Raw genomic sequence first — 19,276 nt, 5'->3', positions numbered from 1 at the left:
TCCCCTTTTATCATTTCGTTGACCGATTCAGGTAACCGGTGTCATAGGAAGTTGAAACATTGCATGATCGATGTCAAGCACGTTTGTCGTACAACTCGGGTGAGCGCGTGCGGACGCCGGTCCATTGCCGGCCCGGTTCCGGCAAGATTTGCAAGATACGACGATTATATTGGTTCGCATACCCAGGGCAGAAGCCGCGGTTATCGGCCGGGAGTGGACATTCCCTTCATCGTCACCCCGGACTTGATCCGGGGTCCCGCTTGATGCCGAAACTGCCGGTGCTCCCCAAGAAAAGCGGGATCCCGGGTCAAGCCCGGGATGACGAGGATGGGCGAAGCAACGTCCGCTCCCCACCCCAATTCAGACATTCCTCGGCCGGGCGTGCAATCGACATCATTACCGAAGCGATAATGCCAATTGCCGCGCCTACCGCCGCACATCGAGTCCGCCGGCATGGAAGGCCGCGATATCGGCCGCGCCGAAGCGGCTCGCGTCGCCCGGCAGCGAATGTTTGAGGCAGGTCAGCGCGAGGCCGGTTTCGGCCATCGCGCGCGCATCGCCGCCGGTGCGCCAGGCGTGGAGCACCCCGGCGGCAAAGGCATCGCCCGCGCCAATGCGATCGACGATGCCGGTGACGTCGACCTCGTCGGTCTGGTGCGCGGAGGCGCGAAGATCGACGCGCGCCGCGATGCGGTGATGATCGGCGGTCGCCGTGTGGCGCGCGGTCGACGCGATCAAACAGAGATTCGGGAAAGCGGCAAAGCCGGCTTCGGCGGCTTCGCGCCGCCGGTCCGCGCCGTCACCGCTGAATTCACGGCCGAGCACGAGCGACAGGTCGCGGTGGTTGCCGAAGAGGATGTCGGCGGCGCCGATGAGTTCCGAAAGGATCGCGCGCGGATCGCTGTCCCACGCTTCCCACAGCATCGCGCGATAATTGCCGTCGAAGCTGACGGGGACGCCAAGCCGCTTCGCCGTGCGCGCGGCCGCCAGCGCGGCCTCCGCCGAGCGTGCTCCGAGCGCCGAGGTGATCCCCGACAGATGAAGCAGGCCCGCACCGGCGAGCAGCGCATCCCAGTCATAATCCGCCGCACCGCTCGCGGCGAAGCTCGACCCGGCGCGGTCGTAGACGATCTCCGACGCGCGAAGCCCCGCGCCGACGCTGAGGAAATACAGCCCCATCCGCCCCGGGCCGCTGGCGACCGCGGCGCAATCGACGCCCGCGCCGCGCACCGCCGCCACCGCGCCGCGTCCGAGCGCATTGTCGGGAACCCGGCCGACCATCGCGCAATCATGGCCGAGATGCGCCAGCCCGATCGCGACATTGGCTTCGGCGCCGCCGACGTGGAGCGCGAACGACGGCGATTGCATCAGCAACTCGTTGCCCGGCGCGGTCAGGCGGATCAGCAGTTCGCCGAAGAAGACAAGACGGTCGGACATCGCGTCGGACTAGCGCGCGAGCCAGCCGCCGTCGACGGCGAGGATATGGCCCTGCACATAATCCGACGCCGACGACGCGAGGAACACCGCCGCGCCGCCGATATCGGCCGGATCGCCCCAGCGGCCGGCTGGAATGCGCTCGACGATCTGGCGATTGCGCGTCTCGTCCGCCTGCAGTGCCGTCGTATTGTTCGTCGCGATATAGCCCGGTGCGATCGCGTTGACCTGTATTCCTTTCGCTGCCCATTCGTTGGCGAGCAGCTTGGTCAGGCCGCCGACCCCCGATTTCGACGCGGTATAGCTCGGCACGCGAATGCCGCCCTGAAAGGTCAGCATCGAGGCGATGTTGATGATCTTGCCGCCCCCCCCCTCTTGCTCGATACGCGCGATCATATGGCGTCCGGCCGCCTGGCATAGGAAGAACAGCGTCTTCAAATTGGTGTCCATCACCGCGTCCCAATCGGCTTCGGTGAAGTCGACCGCATCGGCGCGCCGGATGATCCCGGCATTGTTGACGAGGATGTCGATGCGGCCGAACTCGGCCAGCACCGCATCGACGAGCGGCTGCACCGCCCCGACGCTCGACAGGTCGGCGGCGAAATTCTCGGCCCGACGTCCCAATCCGCGCACCTTGCCGACGGTTTCTTCGGCGGGCGACCGGCCCGCGGCGGCGATGTCGGCACCCGCTTCGGCAAGCGCGAGCGCGATGCCCTGGCCGATGCCGGTGTTGGCGCCGGTGACGAGCGCGACTTTTCCTGTCAGGTCGAACATTTGCATCGTTCGTCTTATCCTCTCGTCACCCCGGACTTGATCCGGGGTCCATGACCCAAAGCGCAGTCCTTCGCAAATCGATCCCGGATCAAGTCCGGGATGACGAAGCGAGTGGGCCCAGACTATTTCAACTGGCAGATGTCGAGGACGTTCATGTCGGTATAGTCGAGATTCTCGCCGCCCATCGCCCAGATGAAGGCATATTTCTTCGTCCCCGACCCCATGTGGATCGACCAGGGCGGGCTGATCACCGCTTCCTCGTTGCCGATCACGATGTGCCGCATGCTGTCGGGCTCGCCCATATAATGGAAGATGCGATCATTTTCCTCGGGCAGGTCGAAATAGAGATAAATTTCGCTGCGGCGGTCGTGGAGGTGCGGCGGCATCGTGTTCCAGACGCTGCCTTCCTCGAGCACCGTCAGGCCGAGGAGCAGTTGCGCGCTTTCGCAGACGCCCGGAATGACGAGCTGGTAGATCGTCCGCTGGTTCGAATTGGCAAGGTCGCCGCGCGCGAGCGGATTGGCCTGGTCGAGCGTGATATGCTTGATCGGGCACACCTTGTGCGCGGGAAGCGAGGCGAGATAGAAACGCGCGCCATCGCCTTCGAAGAGCACCTCTTTCGATCCCATCGGGATATAGAGGCATTCCTTGTTCTTCATCTCGAAGCGCTGGCCGTCGACGCTGATCGCCCCGGCGGTACCGATATTGACCGCGGCCAGCTCGCGCCGTTCGAGGAGGGGGTGTCCGGCCGCGGACGCGGGCGCGGTCTGGTCGGGAAGCTTCAGCGCCCCGCCCTGCGGCACCGCGCCACCGATGACGAATCGTTCATTGTGCGAATAGTTGAGGTTGACCGCGCCCGCTTCGAACATGCCCGACACCAGATAGCGGTCGCGCAGCGCGTCATTGTCGACGCATTCCATCATGTCGGGATGGGTGGCGTGATAGGTTTTGGCGAACATGATGCATCCTCATCGCAGATTTCGGGGCTGGCGTCTGGCTAAACGCAAAGGTAACCGGTGTCAATGTTCCGGCCGGGCAAAGCCGCAGCCAAATTGTCGCACTTTGTCGCAAAGGCTTGAAAGCGCTTGCATGCGACCTTCCAAATGGTGGAATAGGCGCCATCCCCCCGCCGTCGGCGGACCGACACGAGACCAATCAATATGCTGGCGACTATGCTGGACAAAAGGCCGCTGCTCCGCGCCGGAGCTTGGTGTGCCATGATGCTGTCGCTGGGCGCCTGTTCCGGCAAGGATGACGCGGGCGGCCGCGGACGCGGGGCGCCCGAGGTCGGATATGTCACCGTCACGATGCAGGCGGTTCCGGTCACCACCCAACTCGGCGGCCGCACCGTCGCGTTCGAAACGAGCGAGGTGCGCCCGCAGGTCAATGGCCTGATCCGCCGCCGCCTGTTCACCGAGGGCAGCCTCGTCCGCGCCGGTCAGCCGCTCTACCAGATCGACCCCAGCCTCTATCAGGCCGCGGTCGACCAGGCGTCGGCCAATCTCGCCAGCGCCCGCGCCAGCGCGCAGGCGGCCGAGGAAAAGGCGAAGCGTTTCGAACCGCTGGCCAAGATGCAGGCGGTCGCGCAGCAGGATTATACCGACGCACTGGCCCAGGCGCGCGTCGCCCGCGCCGCCGTCGCGCAAAATGCCGCGGCGCTCGATACCGCGCGCATCAACCTGCGCTTCACGACGCTGTCGGCGCCGATCAGCGGGCGCATCGGCCGCAGCCTCGCGACCCCCGGCGCGCTCGTCAGCGCAAGCCAGGCCGAACCGCTCGCGCTGATCCAGCAGACCGATCCCCTCTATGTCGACATGCAGCAATCGAGCGCCGAGCTGACGCGGCTGCGCCAGGCGCTGGCGAGCGGCGGCACTCAGCCGGGGAGCACCACGGTGCGGCTGAAGCTCGAGGACGGCAGCGATTACGGCTTCACGGGCACGGTCCAGTTTTCCGACATCACGGTCAGCGAAGCGACGGGCACGGTGACGCTGCGCGCGCGTTTCCCCAATCCGCAGGGGCTGCTTTTGCCCGGCATGTTCGTCACCGCGCTGTTCGACCAGGCGATCAACCCCGCCGCGATCCTCGTCCCGCAAACCGCGTTGCAGCGCGACTTCGACGGGTCGGCCTTTGTCTATCTGGTCGGCAAGGACAACAAGGCGGCGCGCCGCAAGGTCACTGCCGAACGGACGGTCGGCGCCAACTGGGTCGTCACCGATGGGCTGAAGCCCGGCGAAAAGGTGATCACCCAGGGGCTCGGCAACCTGAAACAGGGCGCCGCGATCAAGCCGGTTCCGGCGAACAGCCCGCAGCGGGTGGGGGCACCCGCGGGCAAAGGCGCAGCAGGCGCAGAAAAAGGGAAATAAGCCCCCATGTCGCGCCTTTTCATCGACCGGCCGATCTTTGCCTGGGTGCTCGCGATCATCGTCATGCTCGGTGGCTTGGGCGCGCTCTTTTCGCTGCCGATCGAACAATATCCCGACATCGCGCCGGCGCAGGTCAACATCCGCGCGACCTATCCCGGCGCATCGGCCGAAACCATCGAGAACAGCGTCACGCAGGTGCTCGAACAGCAGCTGACCGGGATCGACGGCCTGCTCTATTTCAGTTCGCAGTCGAGTTCGCGCGGGCAGGCGAACATCACCGCGATCTTCGAAAAGGGCACCGACCCCGACATCGCGCAGGTACAGGTCCAGAACAAGATCCAGTCGGCGATCTCGCGCCTGCCGCAACAGGTGCAGCAACAGGGCGTGCGCGTCACCAAGTCGAACGCCGATACGCTGCTGCTCGTCGCCGTCTATGATTCGACCAATACGCGGTCGAACCAGGACGTGTCCGACTATATGGCGTCGAACATCCAGGACCCGCTGTCGCGCGTCGAAGGGGTCGGCGACGTCAATATCTATGGCGCGCCGCACGCGATGCGCATCTGGCTGAATCCGCAGCGGCTGGCCGCGGTGTCGCTGATGCCGGGCGATGTGATTTCGGCGATCACCGCGCAGAACAGCGAAGTCGCTGCCGGCGACGTCGGCGGGCTGCCCGCGCCGCAAGGACAGATGCTCAACGCGACGGTCACCGCGCAATCGCGGATGCAGACCGTCGAAGAGTTCGAGAATATCGTCCTCAAGACGCTTCCCGACGGGTCGAGCGTGCGGATCAAGGACATCGCTCGCGTCGAGATCGGCGCCGAAAGCTATGCCGTCATCAGCCGCATCAACGGCCACCCCGGCGCCGGCATGTCGATCTCGCTGTCGCCCGGGTCCGACGCGCTCGACACCGCCGAGCGGGTGAAGGCCCGGATGGAAGAGCTCGCCGCCGACTTCCCCGACGGCGTTACCTATTCTTACGCCAACGACGCGACCGCCTTCATCAAGCTGTCGGTCAGCGAAGTACAGAAATCGCTGTTCGAGGCGATCTTGCTCGTCATCCTCGTCATGTTCGTCTTCCTGCAAAGCTGGCGCGCGGTGCTGATCCCCGCGATCGCGGTGCCCGTCGTGCTGCTCGGCACCTTCGGCATTTTCTATATGGCCGGATTCAGCATCAACACGATGACCCTGTTCGGGCTGACGCTCGCGATCGGCCTGCTCGTCGACGATGCGATCGTCGTCGTCGAGAATGTCGAGCGGTTGATGGAAGAAAATCCCGGCATGTCGGCGCGCGAGGCAACGATCCAGTCGATGCAGGAACTGCAGGTCGCGCTGATCGCGATCGCGCTCGTGCTGTCGGCGGTGTTCCTGCCGATGGCCTTTTTCGGTGGTTCGACCGGCGTCATCTACCGGCAATTCTCGATCACCATCGTCTCGGCGATGGCGCTGTCGGTGCTCGTCGCGCTGATCCTGAGCCCGGCGCTGACGTCGAGCCTGCTCAAGCCGAGAGCGCATGGCGAGACGGTCGGGGCGCATCGTTTTCCGCGCCTGCACGCGATTGGCGAACGGCTGAAGACCGGTTTCAACACCCGCTTCGACCGCATAGTGAACCGCTATGTCGGCAGCGTCGGCGCGGTCGTCGACCGCAAATGGATCTTCCTCGGCATCTATGCCGTCATCCTCGTTCTCCTCGCCGTCCTGTTCCTCCGCCTGCCCGGCGGCTTCCTGCCGAACGAGGATCAGGGCCGCGTCCAGGTCCAGTTCCGCCTGCCTGCCGGCGCCACCCAGGAGCGCACGCTCGAAGTGCGCAACGCGGTCGAAAATTATTTCCTGAACCATGAAAAGGCGAACACCGGCGCCTTGTTCCTGATCGCCGGCGGCGGCGGCGGCGCGGCAGCGGGCCAGAATACCGGCCAGGGATTCGTCAACCTCGTCGACTGGGACGACCGGCCGGGCAAGGAAAACACCGCCGATGCGATCACCGAGCGCGCGCGCAAGGCGCTGAGCGGGCTGCGCGACGCACAGGTCTTCGCGCTCGTCCCCGGCGCGGTGCGCGGCCTTGGCGACACGTCGGGTTTCACGATGCAGTTCCAGAACCGCGGCGGCCTCAGCCGCGAGCAATTCGCCGCCGCGCGCGACCGGCTGCTCGCGATGGCGAATGCCGACCCCAGGCTGACGTCGGTGCGCCTGTCCGATCTTCCCGACGTCGCGACGCTCAAGATCGATATCGATACGCAGCGGCTCACCGCCTACGGTCTCAGCAACAGCGACGTGAACAACACGCTCGCGACCGCGTGGGGCGGGCGTTACGTCAACGACTTCATCGACAAGGGCCGCGTCAAGCGCGTCTATGTCCAGGGCGACGCCCCCTATCGCGCCAAGCCCGAGGATCTCGATCAATGGTATGTGCGCTCGGCCGACGGCGAAATGTCGCCCTTCTCGGCCTTTTCGCGCATCGGCTGGGCGACGACGCCGTCGAGCACCTCGCGCTTTCAGGGCGTTCCGGCGTTCGAGATTTCGGGCCAGCCCGCCGCGGGCGTCAGCTCGGGCGAGGCGATGGACGCGATGGAGGCGATGGCGGGACAAATCCCCGGCACCAGCGTGGCCTGGTCGGGGTCTTCCTATCAGGAGCGGCTGTCGTCGGGGCAGGCGCCCTTCCTCTATGCGGTTTCGCTGCTCGTCGTCTTCCTCTGTCTCGCCGCGCTGTACGAAAGCTGGTCGATCCCGCTCGCGGTGATCCTCGTCGTACCGCTCGGCCTGATCGGCGCGGTGGTCGGCGTGACCCTGCGCGGGCTCGAAAACGACGTCTATCTCCAGATCGGCCTGCTCACGACGATGGGGCTCGCGGCGAAGAATGCGATCCTGATGATCGAGTTCGCCGAGCAGGAAGAACGCAAGGGCAAACGCGTGATCGAAGCGGCGATCGACGCGGCGCGCATTCGCCTGCGCCCGATCCTGATGACCAGCTTCGCCTTCATCTTCGGCGTGCTGCCGCTGGCGATCGCGACGGGCGCCGGGGCGAACAGCCGCGTCGCGATCGGTACTGCGGTGATCGGCGGCATGCTGACCGCCGCCTTCCTCGCCATCTTCTTCATCCCGCTCTTCTTCGTCCTCGTCAGAAGGGGGGTACGCGACGGTCTCGCCGCGCTGCGCCGCCGCTTCGGCAAAGACAAGGGCGGGGACAAGGACACACCCGGAACGGAGCTTCCGGCATGAGGATGACGCGTCCCCTCCTGCTCGCCGGAACGCTGGCGCTGGCGGGCTGCTCGCTCGCGCCGAAGACGGTGCTCCCCGCGCCGCCGGTGCCGCAAAGCTGGCCGGTCGGCGACGCCTATCTGCTGCAGAGCGAGGCGGTGCTGCCGATCCTCTCCTATCGCACCGTCTTCACCGACCCGCGGTTGCAGGCGCTTGCCGAACAGGCACTCGCCAACAACCGCGACCTTCGCGTCGCCTATGCCAATGTCGCCGCCGCGCGCGCGCAGGCGCGCGTCAGCCGCGCGGGGCAGTTCCCGGAGATCGGGATCAGCGCCGGCGCCAGCTATTCGGACTCTGGAAGCAATGGCAGCGGCAGCGGCGCCGGAAACAGGGGGGGCAGCGGCGATTTCTCGCTGCGCGGCGGCATCACCGCATTCGAACTCGACCTGTTCGGCCGCCTTGCCAATGCCGCCGAATCCGACCGCAACAGCGCGCTCGCCACCGAAGCCGCGTCGCGCACCGTCCGGCTGGCGCTGATCGCCGACCTGGCGCAGGCGTGGGCAACCTATGGCGCCGACCGCGACCTGCTGGCCATCGCGCGCGATACCGCGGCCAACGCGCGCGAGAATGTCCGGCTGACCAAGGCGCGGCTCGACGGCGGCGTCGCGCCGCGCACCGATCTGCGCCAGGCCGAACAGATATTGGCAACCGCCGAGGATGCGATCGCTGCGCAGACGAGCGCGATCGCGCAGGACGAAAATCTCATCCGCCTGCTCGTCGGCGGCGATGTCGACCGCCAGTTGTTTCCCGCCGGCCTCGCCGAAGTGACGCCGGGCGTGGTCGCGCTACCCGCCGGGGTCAGCTCGCAGATATTGCTCCGCCGCCCCGACGTGATCGAGGCCGAATATCGCCTGCGCGCCGCCAACGCCGACATCGGCGTCGCGCGCGCGCGATTGTTCCCGTCGATCTCGCTGACCGGACTGCTCGGTTTCGCCAGCAATGCGCTCGGCGGCTTGTTCGACAGCGGTGCCTTCAACTGGTCGGCGGGCGGCGATGCGGCCGCGACGATCTTCGACGCCGGCGGCCGCCGCGCCGGGGTCGATGTCACGAAGGCCCAGCGCGACGCTGCGCTCGCGGGCTATGAGGGCGCGATCCAGACGGCGTTCCGCGAGACCGCCGATGCGCTCGCGGTGCAAGGCACGATATCCGAACGCGTCCGCGCCGCGGCGGCGAACACCGAAGCCGCCGCCGACACCGCGACGCTCACCGACGCGCGCTACAAGGGCGGCGTCGACAGCTTCCTCGCCAGCCTCGATGCCCAGCGCAGCCTCTATGCGGCGCGGCGCAGCGAGATCGCGACCCAGTTGCTGCTCGTGAACACGCGGATCGCGCTGTTCCGGGCCTTGGGCGGCGACAGCGGCGCGGGTGCGGCCACGCCCTGATCGCGCCGCCGAACCTTTTTGATCAGCGTTCGATGACCAGCGTCACCGCCCGCCGGTTCTGGGCATAGGCTTCCTCGTTCGAACCGGCCGCCGCCGGCCGTTCCTTGCCATAGCTGATGACGCCCATGCGATCGGGGTCGACACCCAGCGAAGCGAGGTAGTTTTTTGCGGCATTCGCACGCCGTTCGCCCAGCGCGATATTATAATCCCGCGTTCCGCGCTCGTCGGCATGGCCTTCCACCGTCACGCGGACGCCGGGATAGCGGGCCAGCCAGGCGGCCTGGCTGCGGAGCGTCGCCATATCCTCGGCGTCGATGTTGAACTGGTCATAGCCGAAATAGACGCGGTCCGAGGATATGTTGGCGAGGAAGTCGCGCTGCGACCCCGGAACGATCCGGTCCTCGTCCGCTGGTCCGCAGCAGGCGGGCGGTGGCGGCAGATCGTTCGGCGCCTTCTTGGCGCAACCGCCCGCGGCAAAGGTCGCGGCCACCGCGATCATCAACATGCTGTTCCGTGTCATTTCATCCCCCTCAAATGAAGAACCGTTCCCGGTTCCGGTTTGATCTTCGATCAGGACCAGGTTCGCGCCAGGGCTTCGGCCCGGGCGTCGATCGCTGCGGGTCCGCGGTCGCCGACCAGCGCATAGGACATGTCCCCGCGGCGCCAATAAGCGACCGAATGCGCTCCTTCGCGAACGGCATCGGGCTGTTCGGGCGCACCGTTTCGTCCGCGTTTTGTGAAGAGCGAAAGATGGTCGCCATCCTTTGTCCGGAGCGCCATCACCACCGCCGGTCCGCGATCGGTCGGAAAAAGCTGCACGTCGGTGACCTTCCAGTCGGCCGGGACTTTCGGCACCGCGATCCGGGTCGCACGCTGGATCTCGCGGGCGTCGAACTTCGGCGCCTCGATCTGCGAAGCCATATCGGCGCGCAGCCCGGCGACCATGTGCGACGTCAGGGCATCGTCGACATAGGCCGGCGGCCCCTGCAGCATCACCAGAAGGGCGGCCGCGACCCCGGACCCCGTCAATCCGGCCATCGGCGCCCAGCGGCGCCACCGCGGACGGGAGGGCGACGAGCGGACCCCGGCGCCGGCGTCGAAGCCGGACGGCAGCGGATCGCTGTCACGCGCCAGCAGTTGCAGCGCGCTCCGCCGCCCGAGATCGCCCATGACGCGCGCCGCCATGTCGGGGTGAAGGCGCAGATAATCCTCGACGGCAAAGCGCCCCTCGGTATCGAGCTGCCCGTCGATATACGCGTCGATCTCCTGATCATTCGGTGTGGCCGTCATCTCGTCCTCCCACGATACGCAGCGCCCGTTCGGGTCGCTGATCTTCCTGTTGGCGCAACGCCGCGCGTGCCCGCGCTATGCGCGACATGATCGTTCCCACCGGCACGCCGAGCACATCGGCGCACTCCTGGTAACTCAAGCCTTCGATCGCGGTCAGGTGAAGCACGGCGCGGTGATGATCGGGCAGCGCCGCGAAGCTCCGCGCAATCTCGCTCAACCGGGTGTGATGCTCCTGCGCGGCGTCGGCATGCGCGACCTGCGTCTCGGCAAAACGGTCATTGCGGCGCGCCTCGGCCGCCTCGCGGCGCGTCCCCGAAACGAAGACATTATGGACGATGGCAAGCAGCCAGCGCCGCCGGTCCCGGCCCTGCTGATAGGTCGCCTGACGTTCGATCGCGCGAACCAGCGCGTCCTGAACCACATCGTCGGCATCGTCGCGATCGCGGGTCAGCGAGCGCGCATAGCGGCGCATCGCGGCGACGTCGTCGGCGAAGCCGCGTGCCTTGTTCCACCGGGCCTTCACGCCTCTATCGCCCGACTGCGCCAAATCATGGGCCGCATTGTCAGGCGACCTTCGCGTAAAGCAAGGCCGGATCGCGCCCCGCCAGCCGTTCATAGACCCGCACCACATCGGCCAGGATCGCATCCCAGCGATAGCGATCGACGGCGACCGCTGCCGATTGGCGCATGTCGCGCAGACGCGCCGGCTGGCGGATCAGCGACGCGACCGCATCGGCATAGGCATTGGCATCGTGCGGCGGCACGAGCAGGCCGGTCCGCCCGTCATCGATCAGCGCCGAAGCGCTGTCGACATCGGCCGAAACGACCGCGAGGCCCGATGCCATCGCCTCGAGATTGACGTTGCCGAACGCCTCGGTGACGCTGGGGTTGATCAGAACGTCGGCGCTCGCCACCGCCTCGCCCAGTTTTCGGCCATCGAGGAAACCGAGGAAGGTCACATTGGGAAGGCGCCGGGCGAGCCAGTCGCGCGCCGGTCCCTCGCCGATCACGACCGGGCGCACGGCATGGCCCCGGTCGCGGAGCGCGGCGATCGCATCGGCGAAAACCCCCAGTCCTTTTTCGAGGACGAGACGGCCGAAGAAAAGCGGCACGACATCGTCGGGACCATAGCCCAGTCGCGCGCGAAAGGCCTGGCTGCGCAGCCCCTGCCCGAACATGTCGCGATCGACCCCGCGCGACCAGATCGACAGTTTTTCCGATCCGAACCGGGCGGCCAGCTCGTCGCGGATCGGCGGCGTCGGGGCGAGGATATGGTCGGCGTCGCCGTAAAATCGCGCAAGATAGGCATCGACGGGGCGGCGCAGCATGCCGAGCCGGTAATAGTCGAGATAGGTTTCGAACCGCGTGTGCAGGCTGGCAACGACCGGAATTCCGGCGGATCGCGCATATTTCTGCGCCTGACGGCCGAGCGCGTCGGGAGCCGAGAGATGGACGATGTCGGGCACAAACCCGGCAAGATTCTCCCGCGCAGCCCGCGTCAGCCCCAGCGCCAGGCGATATTCCGGCCGGCCCGGGATGCACAGCGACTTGACCGAAAATATATCGCCGACCGATGCGAAAGCCTTTTGCGGCGCGGTCGGTGAATAGATGCGGACATCCGCCCCCGCCCGATCCTCCAGATAGGCGACGAGGCGATTGAGCGCCCGGTTCGCGCCATCGCGGACACAGTCGTAATTGCCGGAAAAAAGCGCGATGCGCAGCGGTCTCGTCCGGGCGTCGCGGTATCGCGACAGCGAAGGAAAAACGGCGGAAAGCTTCGTCATGGAACGCATACGCACGCGCGCCGGACATTATTCCACCCTCAGGCGAATAACGGCGACCGCGTGTCAGAGTCTTGCTTGACAAGTGCCTCCGCTCGCGCGCTAATGGAACATATCAGGAACAAATTATGCACGAGTCGTCCCCTCAACTCGCCGGACTGCGCCAACGTGTCGCCCGGCTCGCCGCCAGCGGTGGCCTCGAAAGCCGTCCGGCCGAAGGCTGGCTGGCGTCTGGAGACGATGCCTTCGACGCGGCGCTCGGCGGCGGTTTCGCGACCGGACGATGTCATGAATTCTTCGCGGCCGACGCGCTCGACGCGACGAGTGCCGCGGCTTTCGCGGCGCTCGTCGCGCTGCGCAGGCCGGGCAACGCACCGCTGCTGTGGCTCCGCACGACCGATGCGGGGCGCCGGACCGGCCATATCCATGCCCCCGGGATCGCCGAGCTGGGGGGCGACCCCGACCGGCTGCTGCTCGTCGAGGCCCCCGACCCCAAAATGCTGCTCGCCTGTGCGAACGACGCGGTCCGCTGCACGGGATCGGCGGCGGTGATCGTCGAAAGCTGGGGCAAATTTCCCATGCTCGACCTCACCGCCGGCCGCCGCCTCGCGCTCGGCGCACGCGATGCGGGCACGACGTTGCTGATGCTTCGCCTGAATGCCGCACCGGTGCCGAGCGTCGCCGAAACGCGCTGGGGCATCACCGCAGCCGCCTCGCGCGAACGCGAAGCGAACGCCCCCGGCGCGCCGGCTTTCGACCTCGAACTGCTTCGCTGGCGCGCCGGACCCGCCGGCTCCCGCTGGCAGCTGGAATGGAATCATGACATACGAAGTTTTGGGCGAAGTTTCGGGCGAAGTTTCGGGCGAAGTTTTGAGCAAGGTTTTGGGCAAAGCTTCGGGGAGCCGGCGCTATCTGGCGCTCTTCTTTCCCCTGCTCTCCACCGAGCGACTCGTCCGCGCGGCGCCGCAGCCGCCTGACGCGCCGCTCGTCACGATCGAGAAGCAGCGCGGTGCTTTCCGCCTTGCGAGCGCCGATGTCCGCGCGCAGACGCTCGGACTCGCAGCCGGCATGCCGCTTGCCGATGCGCGCGCCCGCGTCCCCGACCTGCTCGCCGTTCCGCACGATCCCATACTCGACCAGTTGTGGCTCGACCGGATGGCAGAGGGCTGCGGCCGCTATACGCCGCTCGTCGCGCTCGACCCGCCCGACGGACTGATCCTCGACATCACCGGCTGCGCCCATCTGTTCGCGGGCGAGACGGGGCTGATCGACGATCTCGACCGGCGGATCACCAGGCTGGGGATGACGCTGCGCCACGCCGCGGCGCGCACGCCGGAAGCGGCGCGCGCGCTGGCGCGCTATCAGACGCTGCCCGCGCCCGACGAGGATGCCGCGGTCCGCCGGCTGCCCATAGCGGCGCTCGAACTCGAAGCCGAAGCGACGACCGCGCTGGTCCGCGCGGGGCTCAAGACGGTCGGCGACCTCAGCGCGCGGCCGATGGCGAATATCGCCGCGCGCTTCGGGAGCGACGCCGCGACCGCGCTGCGCCGCCTGCTCGGCGATGCGCTGAGCGTCCTCGACCCGCGCCGGACGCTGCCGCCGGTGATCGCCGAACGCCGCTTTGCCGAACCGATCGCGCGCACCGCCCATGCGACGAAGATCCTTGGCGAACTCGCCGGTGAGGCGATGGGCGTTCTGGCCGAACGCGGCAAGGGCGGGCGCCATTTCCGCGCCACCTTCTTTCGCAGCGACGGGCTGGCGCGCAGCATCGCGGTCGAGACCGGCCATGCGACGCGCGACGCGGCGCTGGTCATGCGGCTCTTCGCCGAGCGGATGGACAGCCTCGCGGACCCGCTCGACCCCGGCTTTGGTTTCGACATGATCCGCCTGGCCGTCCCGCGCCTCGACCCGCTTGCCGCGACGCAACTGGGGCTCGAAGGCGGCGCGGTGCGCCCGTCGAACGAGGCGGGGGCGATCGATGAACTCGTCGACCGGCTGGCGACGCGGCTCGGGCGCGCGCGCATCCGCAAATATCGCCCCGCCGATACGCATATCCCCGAACAGACGCAGCTCGAACTTCCCGCCGCCGACGCCCCGCCGCCCGCCCCCTGGCCCGCCCCCGAACCCGGCGAACCGCCGACGCGCCCCTTCCATCTCTTCGATCCGCCGCAACCGATCGAAGTGATCGCCGAGGTTCCCGACGGCCCGCCGCACCGCTTTCGCTGGCGGCGCGCGACGCATGCGGTGCGCCGCTACGAGGGGCCCGAACGCATCGCCGCCGAATGGTGGCGGCGCCGCGACAATGGCGGGCTGACGCGCGACTATTACCGCGTCGAGGACGTCCATGGGCGCCGCTACTGGCTGTTCCGCCACGGGCTTTACGAGGAAAAGGCCGATCCGCGCTGGTACATCCACGGGCTGTTCGCATGACCGAAACGCCTGCCCCGGCGCCGGCCTTCGCCGAGCTCGTCGCCGCGACCAACTACAGCTTCCTGCGCGGCGCCTCTCACCCCGCCGAGATGGTCGCGGAAGCGATCAACCTCGGCTTGTCCGGTATCGGCATCGCCGACCGCAACAGTGTGGCGGGGGTGGTGCGGGCGTGGGCGTTCCTGAAGGACCTGCAGGTCAGACAGCCTGCAACCGTCGCGAATTTCCGGTTGGTAGTCGGGGCGCGACTCGTTTTTGCCGACGGCACGCCCGACATCGTCGCTTATCCGGTCAGCCGTCATGGGTGGGGGCGGCTGACCCGGCTGCTCTCGACCGGCAACCTGCGCGCGCAAAAAGGCGATTGCGTTCTCAATCTGGAGGATCTTCTGGAGCATTACGACGACTTGCTGTTGATCGCGATGGAAGGCAATGAAGCGCTGCTGCGCACGCTCAAGCGCGCGCGGCCCAAATCACTGTGGCTCGCGGCAACAATGCCGCAATCGGGCGCCGATACGCGCCGGCTGGCCGAGCGCCAGCGGCTGTCGGCGGCGACCGGGGTGCCATTGCTGGCGACCAATGATGCGCTTTATGCAACCAGGCACCAGCGCCCGCTCCACGACATCATCACCTGCATCCGCGAAGGCACGGCCGTCCAGAAGGCAGGCAAGCTGCTGCGCGCCAATGGTGAGCGCTATCTGAAAGCGCCGGTCGAAATGGGGCGCCTCTTCAAGCATCACCCCAAGGCAATCAACGAAAGCGCGAAGCTGCTCGCGCGCATCGCCTTTCGCCTCGAAGACCTGCAATATGAATATCCGCATGAGCCGGTGCCGCCCGGCTGGAAGCCTTTTGCCTATCTGCATCATCTGGTGAAGACAGCGGCCGAGACCCGTTATGGCAGCCCGCTTCCTCCCAAGGTTCGCAAACTTGTCGGCAACGAACTTCGCCTGATTCGAAGGCGGAAATACGTCTATTATTTCCTCACCGTCCATGATCTCGTCCGCTATGCCCGTTCACAGAAACCGCCAATTCTTTGCCAAGGCCGCGGCTCTGCCGCCAATTCGATCGTCTGCTTCCTGCTCGGCGTGACCTCGGTCGACCCGATGGAGCATAAATTGCTATTCTCGCGCTTTGTGTCCGCTGAACGTGACGAGCCGCCCGACATCGATGTCGACTTCGAACATGAGCGGCGTGAGGAGGTGATCCAATATATCTATGATCGTTACACCCGCGATCGCGCCGCGATCGCCGCGACCGTCATCCATTACAGGCCTCGCAGCACAATCCGCGAGGTCGGCAAGGCACTCGGCTTCAGCGAGGACGTAACCGCGCGGCTCGCCGACACGAGTTGGGGAAGCTGGGGCGACGAAGTGCCCATCGAACGGCTGATCGAGGCGGGTCTCAATCCGCATAATGGCGAGATCGAACGGCTGCATCGTTTCGTCGGCGAATTGCTCAAAGCGCCGCGCCACCTGTCGCAGCATGTCGGAGGCTTCGTGCTGACCGAAGGGCGGCTCGACGAACTCGTCCCGATCCACAACGCCGCGATGGAGGATCGGACCTTCATCGAATGGGACAAGGATGACATCGACGCGCTCGGGCTCATGAAGGTCGACGTCCTCGCACTCGGCATGCTGACCTGCATCCGCAAATGCTACGACCTGATGCGCGAGCATGGGCTGGGCAATCACACCTTGGAACTCGACATCGATTCCAAGGATCCAGCCGTTTACGAAATGCTGTGCAAGGGTGACAGCATTGGCGTCTTTCAGGTCGAAAGCCGGGCGCAAATCAACATGTTGCCCCGCCTACGCCCCCGGAAATTCTATGATCTGGTCGTGCAGGTTGCGATCGTTCGTCCGGGACCGATCGAAGGTGATATGGTACACCCCTATCTCCGCCGTCGGAATGAAGAGGAACCGGTCGAATATCCCTCGCCCGCCCCTCAATATCCCCAAGACGAACTGGTTGACGTCTTGGGTGACACATTCGGGGTGCCGCTCTTTCAAGAGCAAGCGATGAATCTTGCGATCACTGCCGCCGGCTTCACGCCCGAGGAAGCGAACGGTTTGCGGCGCGCGATGGCGACCTTCCGCAATGTCGGGACGATCGACAATTTTCGCGAGAAGATGATCGGCGGCATGGTCGCACGCGGTTACAAGCAGGACTTCGCCGAACGTTGTTTCAAGCAGATCGAGGGCTTCGGCAGCTATGGCTTTCCCGAAAGCCATGCCCAGTCGTTCGCGCGGCTCGTCTATGTCTCTTCGTGGATCAAGCATTATCACCCCGCCGTCTTCGCCTGCGGCATCCTCAATTCGCAGCCGATGGGCTTCTATGCTCCCGCGCAGCTCGTTCGCGATGCGCAGGAGCATGGGGTCGAGGTGCGCGGGGTCGAGGTGAATGCGAGCGGCTGGGACAACAGCCTCGAACCGCGCGGCGATGACAGCCTCGCGCTGCGGCTCGGTTTCCGGCAGGTCGACGGCTTTCGCGAGGAATGGGCGAAGCAAATCGTCGAGGCGCGTACCGCCCCCTTCGCTTCGGTCGCGGAACTCGCCCGCCGCGCCAGTCTTCCTTCGCGCGCCCTGCGCCTGCTCGCCGATGCCGATGCGTGCCGGTCGATGGGGCTCGAACGGCGGCCGGCGCTGTGGGATGCACGGCGGGTGCGGCAGGGGGTGTTGCCGCTGTTCGGTGCCGCCGGGGCGGACGAACTCGGCGACGAAGCGGATGCCCGGCTGCCGCCGACGCCGATGGTCGAACATGTGCTCACCGATTATCAGACGACGCGGCTGTCGCTGAAGGGGCATCCGATGGCATTCCTCCGCCGCGACTTCGAGCGCGAAGGGGTGCTGAGCGCCGCAGGGGTCGCGGCGGCAAAAAACGGGTCGATCGTCCGCACCGCAGGGGTCGTGCTGATCCGCCAGCGCCCGGGCAAGGGCAATGCGATCTTCATCACGCTCGAGGATGAGAGCGGGATCGTCAACATCCTGCTCTGGGCGCGCCAGTTCGAACGCTATCGCCGCGCGGTCATGGCGTCGCGGCTGATGCTTGCCGAGGGTGAGGTGCAGCGAAGCATGGAGGGTGTCATCCACCTGATGGCGAACCGCATCGTCGACCGCACCGACATGCTCGACGCACTGGGGAGCGACCAGCCATTCGATCCCGAGCTTTGCCCGGCGGACGAGGTCCGGCATCCGCAGCAGCCGCGCGGCCATGCCCAGCGCCACGGCCACCCGCGCAACGTGCGCATCCTGCCAAAATCACGGGATTTTCATTAGAAGCCTGGCCGCTGATGCCGGCTTCGGGGTGGGGAGCTGCCATTCGCTAACCATCCATAACCGTCGCCCCCGCGAAGGCGGGGGCCGCTGGCAACCTTGCGCTCGGCCGATTGCGGCCCCCGCCTTCGCGGGGGCGACGGTTATTTAGCTAGCGTCCGCAACCGGCCGCAATCCGCCGTCCCGCGAGATTCCCCGCACCCGAAAAGAAGATGCCCCGGCTGTGGGGGCCGGGGCATCCGATCAGGCTATCAAGGGACCAACCAACATAGCCTGAATTTCATAAGGCGTTCCGCTTAGCGGAGCAGGTTCATCACGCCCTGCTGGCTCTGGTTCGCCTGGGCGAGCATCGCCGTCGACGCCTGGGCCAGAATGCCGGCCGCGGCGAGCTTCGTCGATTCGGCCGAGAAGTCCGTGTCTTCGATGCGCGACTTGGCGTCCGCCAGATTCACGACAGTCGACGTCAAATTGTCGACAGTGGCTTCGAGGCGGTTCTGCTGCGCACCGAGATTGGCGCGCTCGGTAGCAACCGTCTGGATGCCCGTGTCGAGCGTTGCGAGCGCGGCCGAGGCACCGGCAGCGGTCGAGAAGTCGAGACCGCCAACGCCCAGACCTGTGGCCGAGAGATCGCCGATCGCGATGTTGACGACTTCGGTGTCGTTAAGGCCCGTCTGGATGTCGATGTCGGCGGTGCCGTCGAGCAGCGCGGTGCCGTTGAAGGTCGTGCGCGACGAGATGTCGCCGATCTGGGCGATCAGCGCGGTGACTTCGGTCTGCACCGCATCGCGGTCGTCGTCGCCCATCGTGCCGGTCGACGCCTGCATCGCCAGTTCACGCATACGAACGAGGATGTTCGAGATGCCGCCCATCGCGCCTTCGGCGGTCTGCGCTGCCGAAATGCCGTCGTTGGCGTTGCGCACGGCCTGATTGAGACCGCGGACGCTGGCGTCCATGCGGGTTGCGATAGCAAGACCGGCTGCGTCGTCCTTGGCGCTGTTGATACGCTTGCCGCTCGACAGGCGCTCCATGGCTTCGGACTGCATACGGCCCGCAACACGCGAGTTGTTCTGGGCACGAAGCGCGCTCACATTGGTGTTGATGACAGTCATAATGTTCCTTTCCGGCCCAAGGGCCATTCCCGTGGTGTGAGGGCTCGGCGAGCGGTCACGAAAAGCAGTAACGGCGGGGGTTCACCGCGATTAAGCCGGTCCGTCAAAAAAATGTTCGATGGGTGGCCGGCAGTGGCGCCTTCACAATCATCCTTTTGAAATTGCTATAATTATTTTTTTGGCACGCGCTTT

Annotated in this window: 14 protein-coding genes; 6 read left to right on the top strand and 8 right to left on the bottom strand. The window is 66.3% G+C overall.

Features of this window, described 5'->3' with window-relative positions:
* Nucleotides 1–426: 426 nt before the first annotated feature.
* The 3 genes from FHR22_RS21210 to kduI all read right to left on the bottom strand — a co-directional run bounded on the left by FHR22_RS21210 (nucleotide 427) and on the right by kduI (nucleotide 3,167).
* Nucleotides 427–1,437, bottom strand: coding sequence for a sugar kinase (locus FHR22_RS21210; protein WP_166946067.1), 1,011 nt, complete (start codon nucleotides 1,435–1,437; stop codon nucleotides 427–429).
* A 9-nt stretch (nucleotides 1,438–1,446) separates the two neighbouring features.
* Complete coding sequence (kduD, locus tag FHR22_RS21205; RefSeq protein ID WP_166946065.1) at nucleotides 1,447–2,214, bottom strand: 2-dehydro-3-deoxy-D-gluconate 5-dehydrogenase KduD; 768 nt, start codon at nucleotides 2,212–2,214, stop codon at nucleotides 1,447–1,449.
* A gap of 116 nt (nucleotides 2,215–2,330) precedes the next feature.
* Nucleotides 2,331–3,167 carry a 5-dehydro-4-deoxy-D-glucuronate isomerase gene (gene kduI / locus FHR22_RS21200; RefSeq protein WP_166946063.1) on the bottom strand — a complete coding sequence of 279 codons (837 nt, stop codon included), beginning with the start codon at nucleotides 3,165–3,167 and terminating at the stop codon, nucleotides 2,331–2,333.
* Nucleotides 3,168–3,380: 213 nt separating this feature from the next.
* Between kduI and FHR22_RS21195 the strand changes: the two genes are divergently transcribed.
* The 3 genes from FHR22_RS21195 to FHR22_RS21185 are packed head-to-tail and all read left to right on the top strand — an operon-like array spanning nucleotide 3,381 to nucleotide 9,208.
* Nucleotides 3,381–4,571 carry an efflux RND transporter periplasmic adaptor subunit gene (locus FHR22_RS21195; protein ID WP_166946061.1) on the top strand — a complete coding sequence of 397 codons (1,191 nt, stop codon included), beginning with the start codon at nucleotides 3,381–3,383 and terminating at the stop codon, nucleotides 4,569–4,571.
* A 6-nt stretch (nucleotides 4,572–4,577) separates the two neighbouring features.
* Nucleotides 4,578–7,787 carry an efflux RND transporter permease subunit gene (locus tag FHR22_RS21190; RefSeq protein WP_166946059.1) on the top strand — a complete coding sequence of 1,070 codons (3,210 nt, stop codon included), beginning with the start codon at nucleotides 4,578–4,580 and terminating at the stop codon, nucleotides 7,785–7,787.
* Nucleotides 7,788–7,789: 2 nt separating this feature from the next.
* A complete protein-coding gene (locus FHR22_RS21185) occupies nucleotides 7,790–9,208 on the top strand; it encodes an efflux transporter outer membrane subunit (RefSeq protein ID WP_425057483.1) in 1,419 nt (472 codons plus the stop codon).
* A gap of 22 nt (nucleotides 9,209–9,230) precedes the next feature.
* Here FHR22_RS21185 and pal read toward each other — a convergent pair whose 3' ends face one another.
* The 4 genes from pal to FHR22_RS21165 are packed head-to-tail and all read right to left on the bottom strand — an operon-like array spanning nucleotide 9,231 to nucleotide 12,282.
* Nucleotides 9,231–9,728, bottom strand: a complete 498-nt coding sequence (gene pal, locus FHR22_RS21180; protein ID WP_166946055.1) for a peptidoglycan-associated lipoprotein Pal — start codon at nucleotides 9,726–9,728, stop codon at nucleotides 9,231–9,233.
* 50 nt (nucleotides 9,729–9,778) lie between these two features.
* The gene (locus FHR22_RS21175) at nucleotides 9,779–10,498 is read right to left on the bottom strand and encodes an anti-sigma factor family protein (protein WP_166946053.1); all 720 of its coding nucleotides are present in this window, start codon (nucleotides 10,496–10,498) and stop codon (nucleotides 9,779–9,781) included.
* Nucleotides 10,479–11,021, bottom strand: coding sequence for a sigma-70 family RNA polymerase sigma factor (locus FHR22_RS21170; RefSeq protein ID WP_341787173.1), 543 nt, complete (start codon nucleotides 11,019–11,021; stop codon nucleotides 10,479–10,481). Before FHR22_RS21170 ends, FHR22_RS21175 begins: the two co-directional genes overlap by 20 nt.
* 40 nt (nucleotides 11,022–11,061) lie before the next feature.
* Nucleotides 11,062–12,282: a glycosyltransferase family 4 protein gene (locus FHR22_RS21165; protein ID WP_243853955.1), complete on the bottom strand. Its 1,221-nt coding sequence runs from the start codon at nucleotides 12,280–12,282 to the stop codon at nucleotides 11,062–11,064.
* A gap of 125 nt (nucleotides 12,283–12,407) precedes the next feature.
* On the opposite strand from FHR22_RS21165, the gene FHR22_RS21160 reads away from it, so the two are divergent.
* Genes FHR22_RS21160 through FHR22_RS21150 form a run of 3 tightly spaced genes read left to right on the top strand, consistent with a single transcriptional unit; the run spans nucleotide 12,408 to nucleotide 17,978 of the window.
* Nucleotides 12,408–13,256 carry an ImuA family protein gene (locus FHR22_RS21160; RefSeq protein WP_166946047.1) on the top strand — a complete coding sequence of 283 codons (849 nt, stop codon included), beginning with the start codon at nucleotides 12,408–12,410 and terminating at the stop codon, nucleotides 13,254–13,256.
* Nucleotides 13,150–14,709 carry a Y-family DNA polymerase gene (locus FHR22_RS21155; protein ID WP_243853953.1) on the top strand — a complete coding sequence of 520 codons (1,560 nt, stop codon included), beginning with the start codon at nucleotides 13,150–13,152 and terminating at the stop codon, nucleotides 14,707–14,709. The genes FHR22_RS21160 and FHR22_RS21155 overlap by 107 nt, the downstream gene beginning before the upstream one ends.
* Nucleotides 14,706–17,978 (top strand): error-prone DNA polymerase, encoded by a 3,273-nt coding sequence (locus tag FHR22_RS21150; RefSeq protein WP_166946045.1) that lies wholly within the window; start codon nucleotides 14,706–14,708, stop codon nucleotides 17,976–17,978. The genes FHR22_RS21155 and FHR22_RS21150 overlap by 4 nt, the downstream gene beginning before the upstream one ends.
* A 293-nt stretch (nucleotides 17,979–18,271) precedes the next feature.
* Here FHR22_RS21150 and FHR22_RS21145 read toward each other — a convergent pair whose 3' ends face one another.
* On the bottom strand, nucleotides 18,272–19,084 hold the full coding sequence (locus FHR22_RS21145) for a flagellin N-terminal helical domain-containing protein (protein WP_166946043.1): 813 nt from the start codon (nucleotides 19,082–19,084) through the stop codon (nucleotides 18,272–18,274).
* Nucleotides 19,085–19,276 lie beyond the last annotated feature (192 nt).

It is taken from the genome of Sphingopyxis panaciterrae (assembly GCF_011762125.1).
In the GTDB taxonomy this organism is placed as follows: Bacteria; Pseudomonadota; Alphaproteobacteria; order Sphingomonadales; family Sphingomonadaceae; genus Sphingopyxis; species Sphingopyxis panaciterrae.
Note: the sequence above shows the minus strand (reverse complement) of the source record. Positions and strands in the feature narration are given on the sequence as shown.

Coding starts and splice junctions, on each gene's coding strand:
- FHR22_RS21210 (WP_166946067.1), bottom strand. CDS start 1,437: ATGTCCGACCGTCTTGTCTTCTTCGGCGAACTGCTGATCCGCCTGACC.
- kduD (WP_166946065.1), bottom strand. CDS start 2,214: ATGCAAATGTTCGACCTGACAGGAAAAGTCGCGCTCGTCACCGGCGCC.
- kduI (WP_166946063.1), bottom strand. CDS start 3,167: ATGTTCGCCAAAACCTATCACGCCACCCATCCCGACATGATGGAATGC.
- FHR22_RS21195 (WP_166946061.1), top strand. CDS start 3,381: ATGCTGGACAAAAGGCCGCTGCTCCGCGCCGGAGCTTGGTGTGCCATG.
- FHR22_RS21190 (WP_166946059.1), top strand. CDS start 4,578: ATGTCGCGCCTTTTCATCGACCGGCCGATCTTTGCCTGGGTGCTCGCG.
- FHR22_RS21185 (WP_425057483.1), top strand. CDS start 7,790: ATGACGCGTCCCCTCCTGCTCGCCGGAACGCTGGCGCTGGCGGGCTGC.
- pal (WP_166946055.1), bottom strand. CDS start 9,728: ATGACACGGAACAGCATGTTGATGATCGCGGTGGCCGCGACCTTTGCC.
- FHR22_RS21175 (WP_166946053.1), bottom strand. CDS start 10,498: ATGACGGCCACACCGAATGATCAGGAGATCGACGCGTATATCGACGGG.
- FHR22_RS21165 (WP_243853955.1), bottom strand. CDS start 12,282: ATGACGAAGCTTTCCGCCGTTTTTCCTTCGCTGTCGCGATACCGCGAC.
- FHR22_RS21160 (WP_166946047.1), top strand. CDS start 12,408: ATGCACGAGTCGTCCCCTCAACTCGCCGGACTGCGCCAACGTGTCGCC.
- FHR22_RS21150 (WP_166946045.1), top strand. CDS start 14,706: ATGACCGAAACGCCTGCCCCGGCGCCGGCCTTCGCCGAGCTCGTCGCC.
- FHR22_RS21145 (WP_166946043.1), bottom strand. CDS start 19,084: ATGACTGTCATCAACACCAATGTGAGCGCGCTTCGTGCCCAGAACAAC.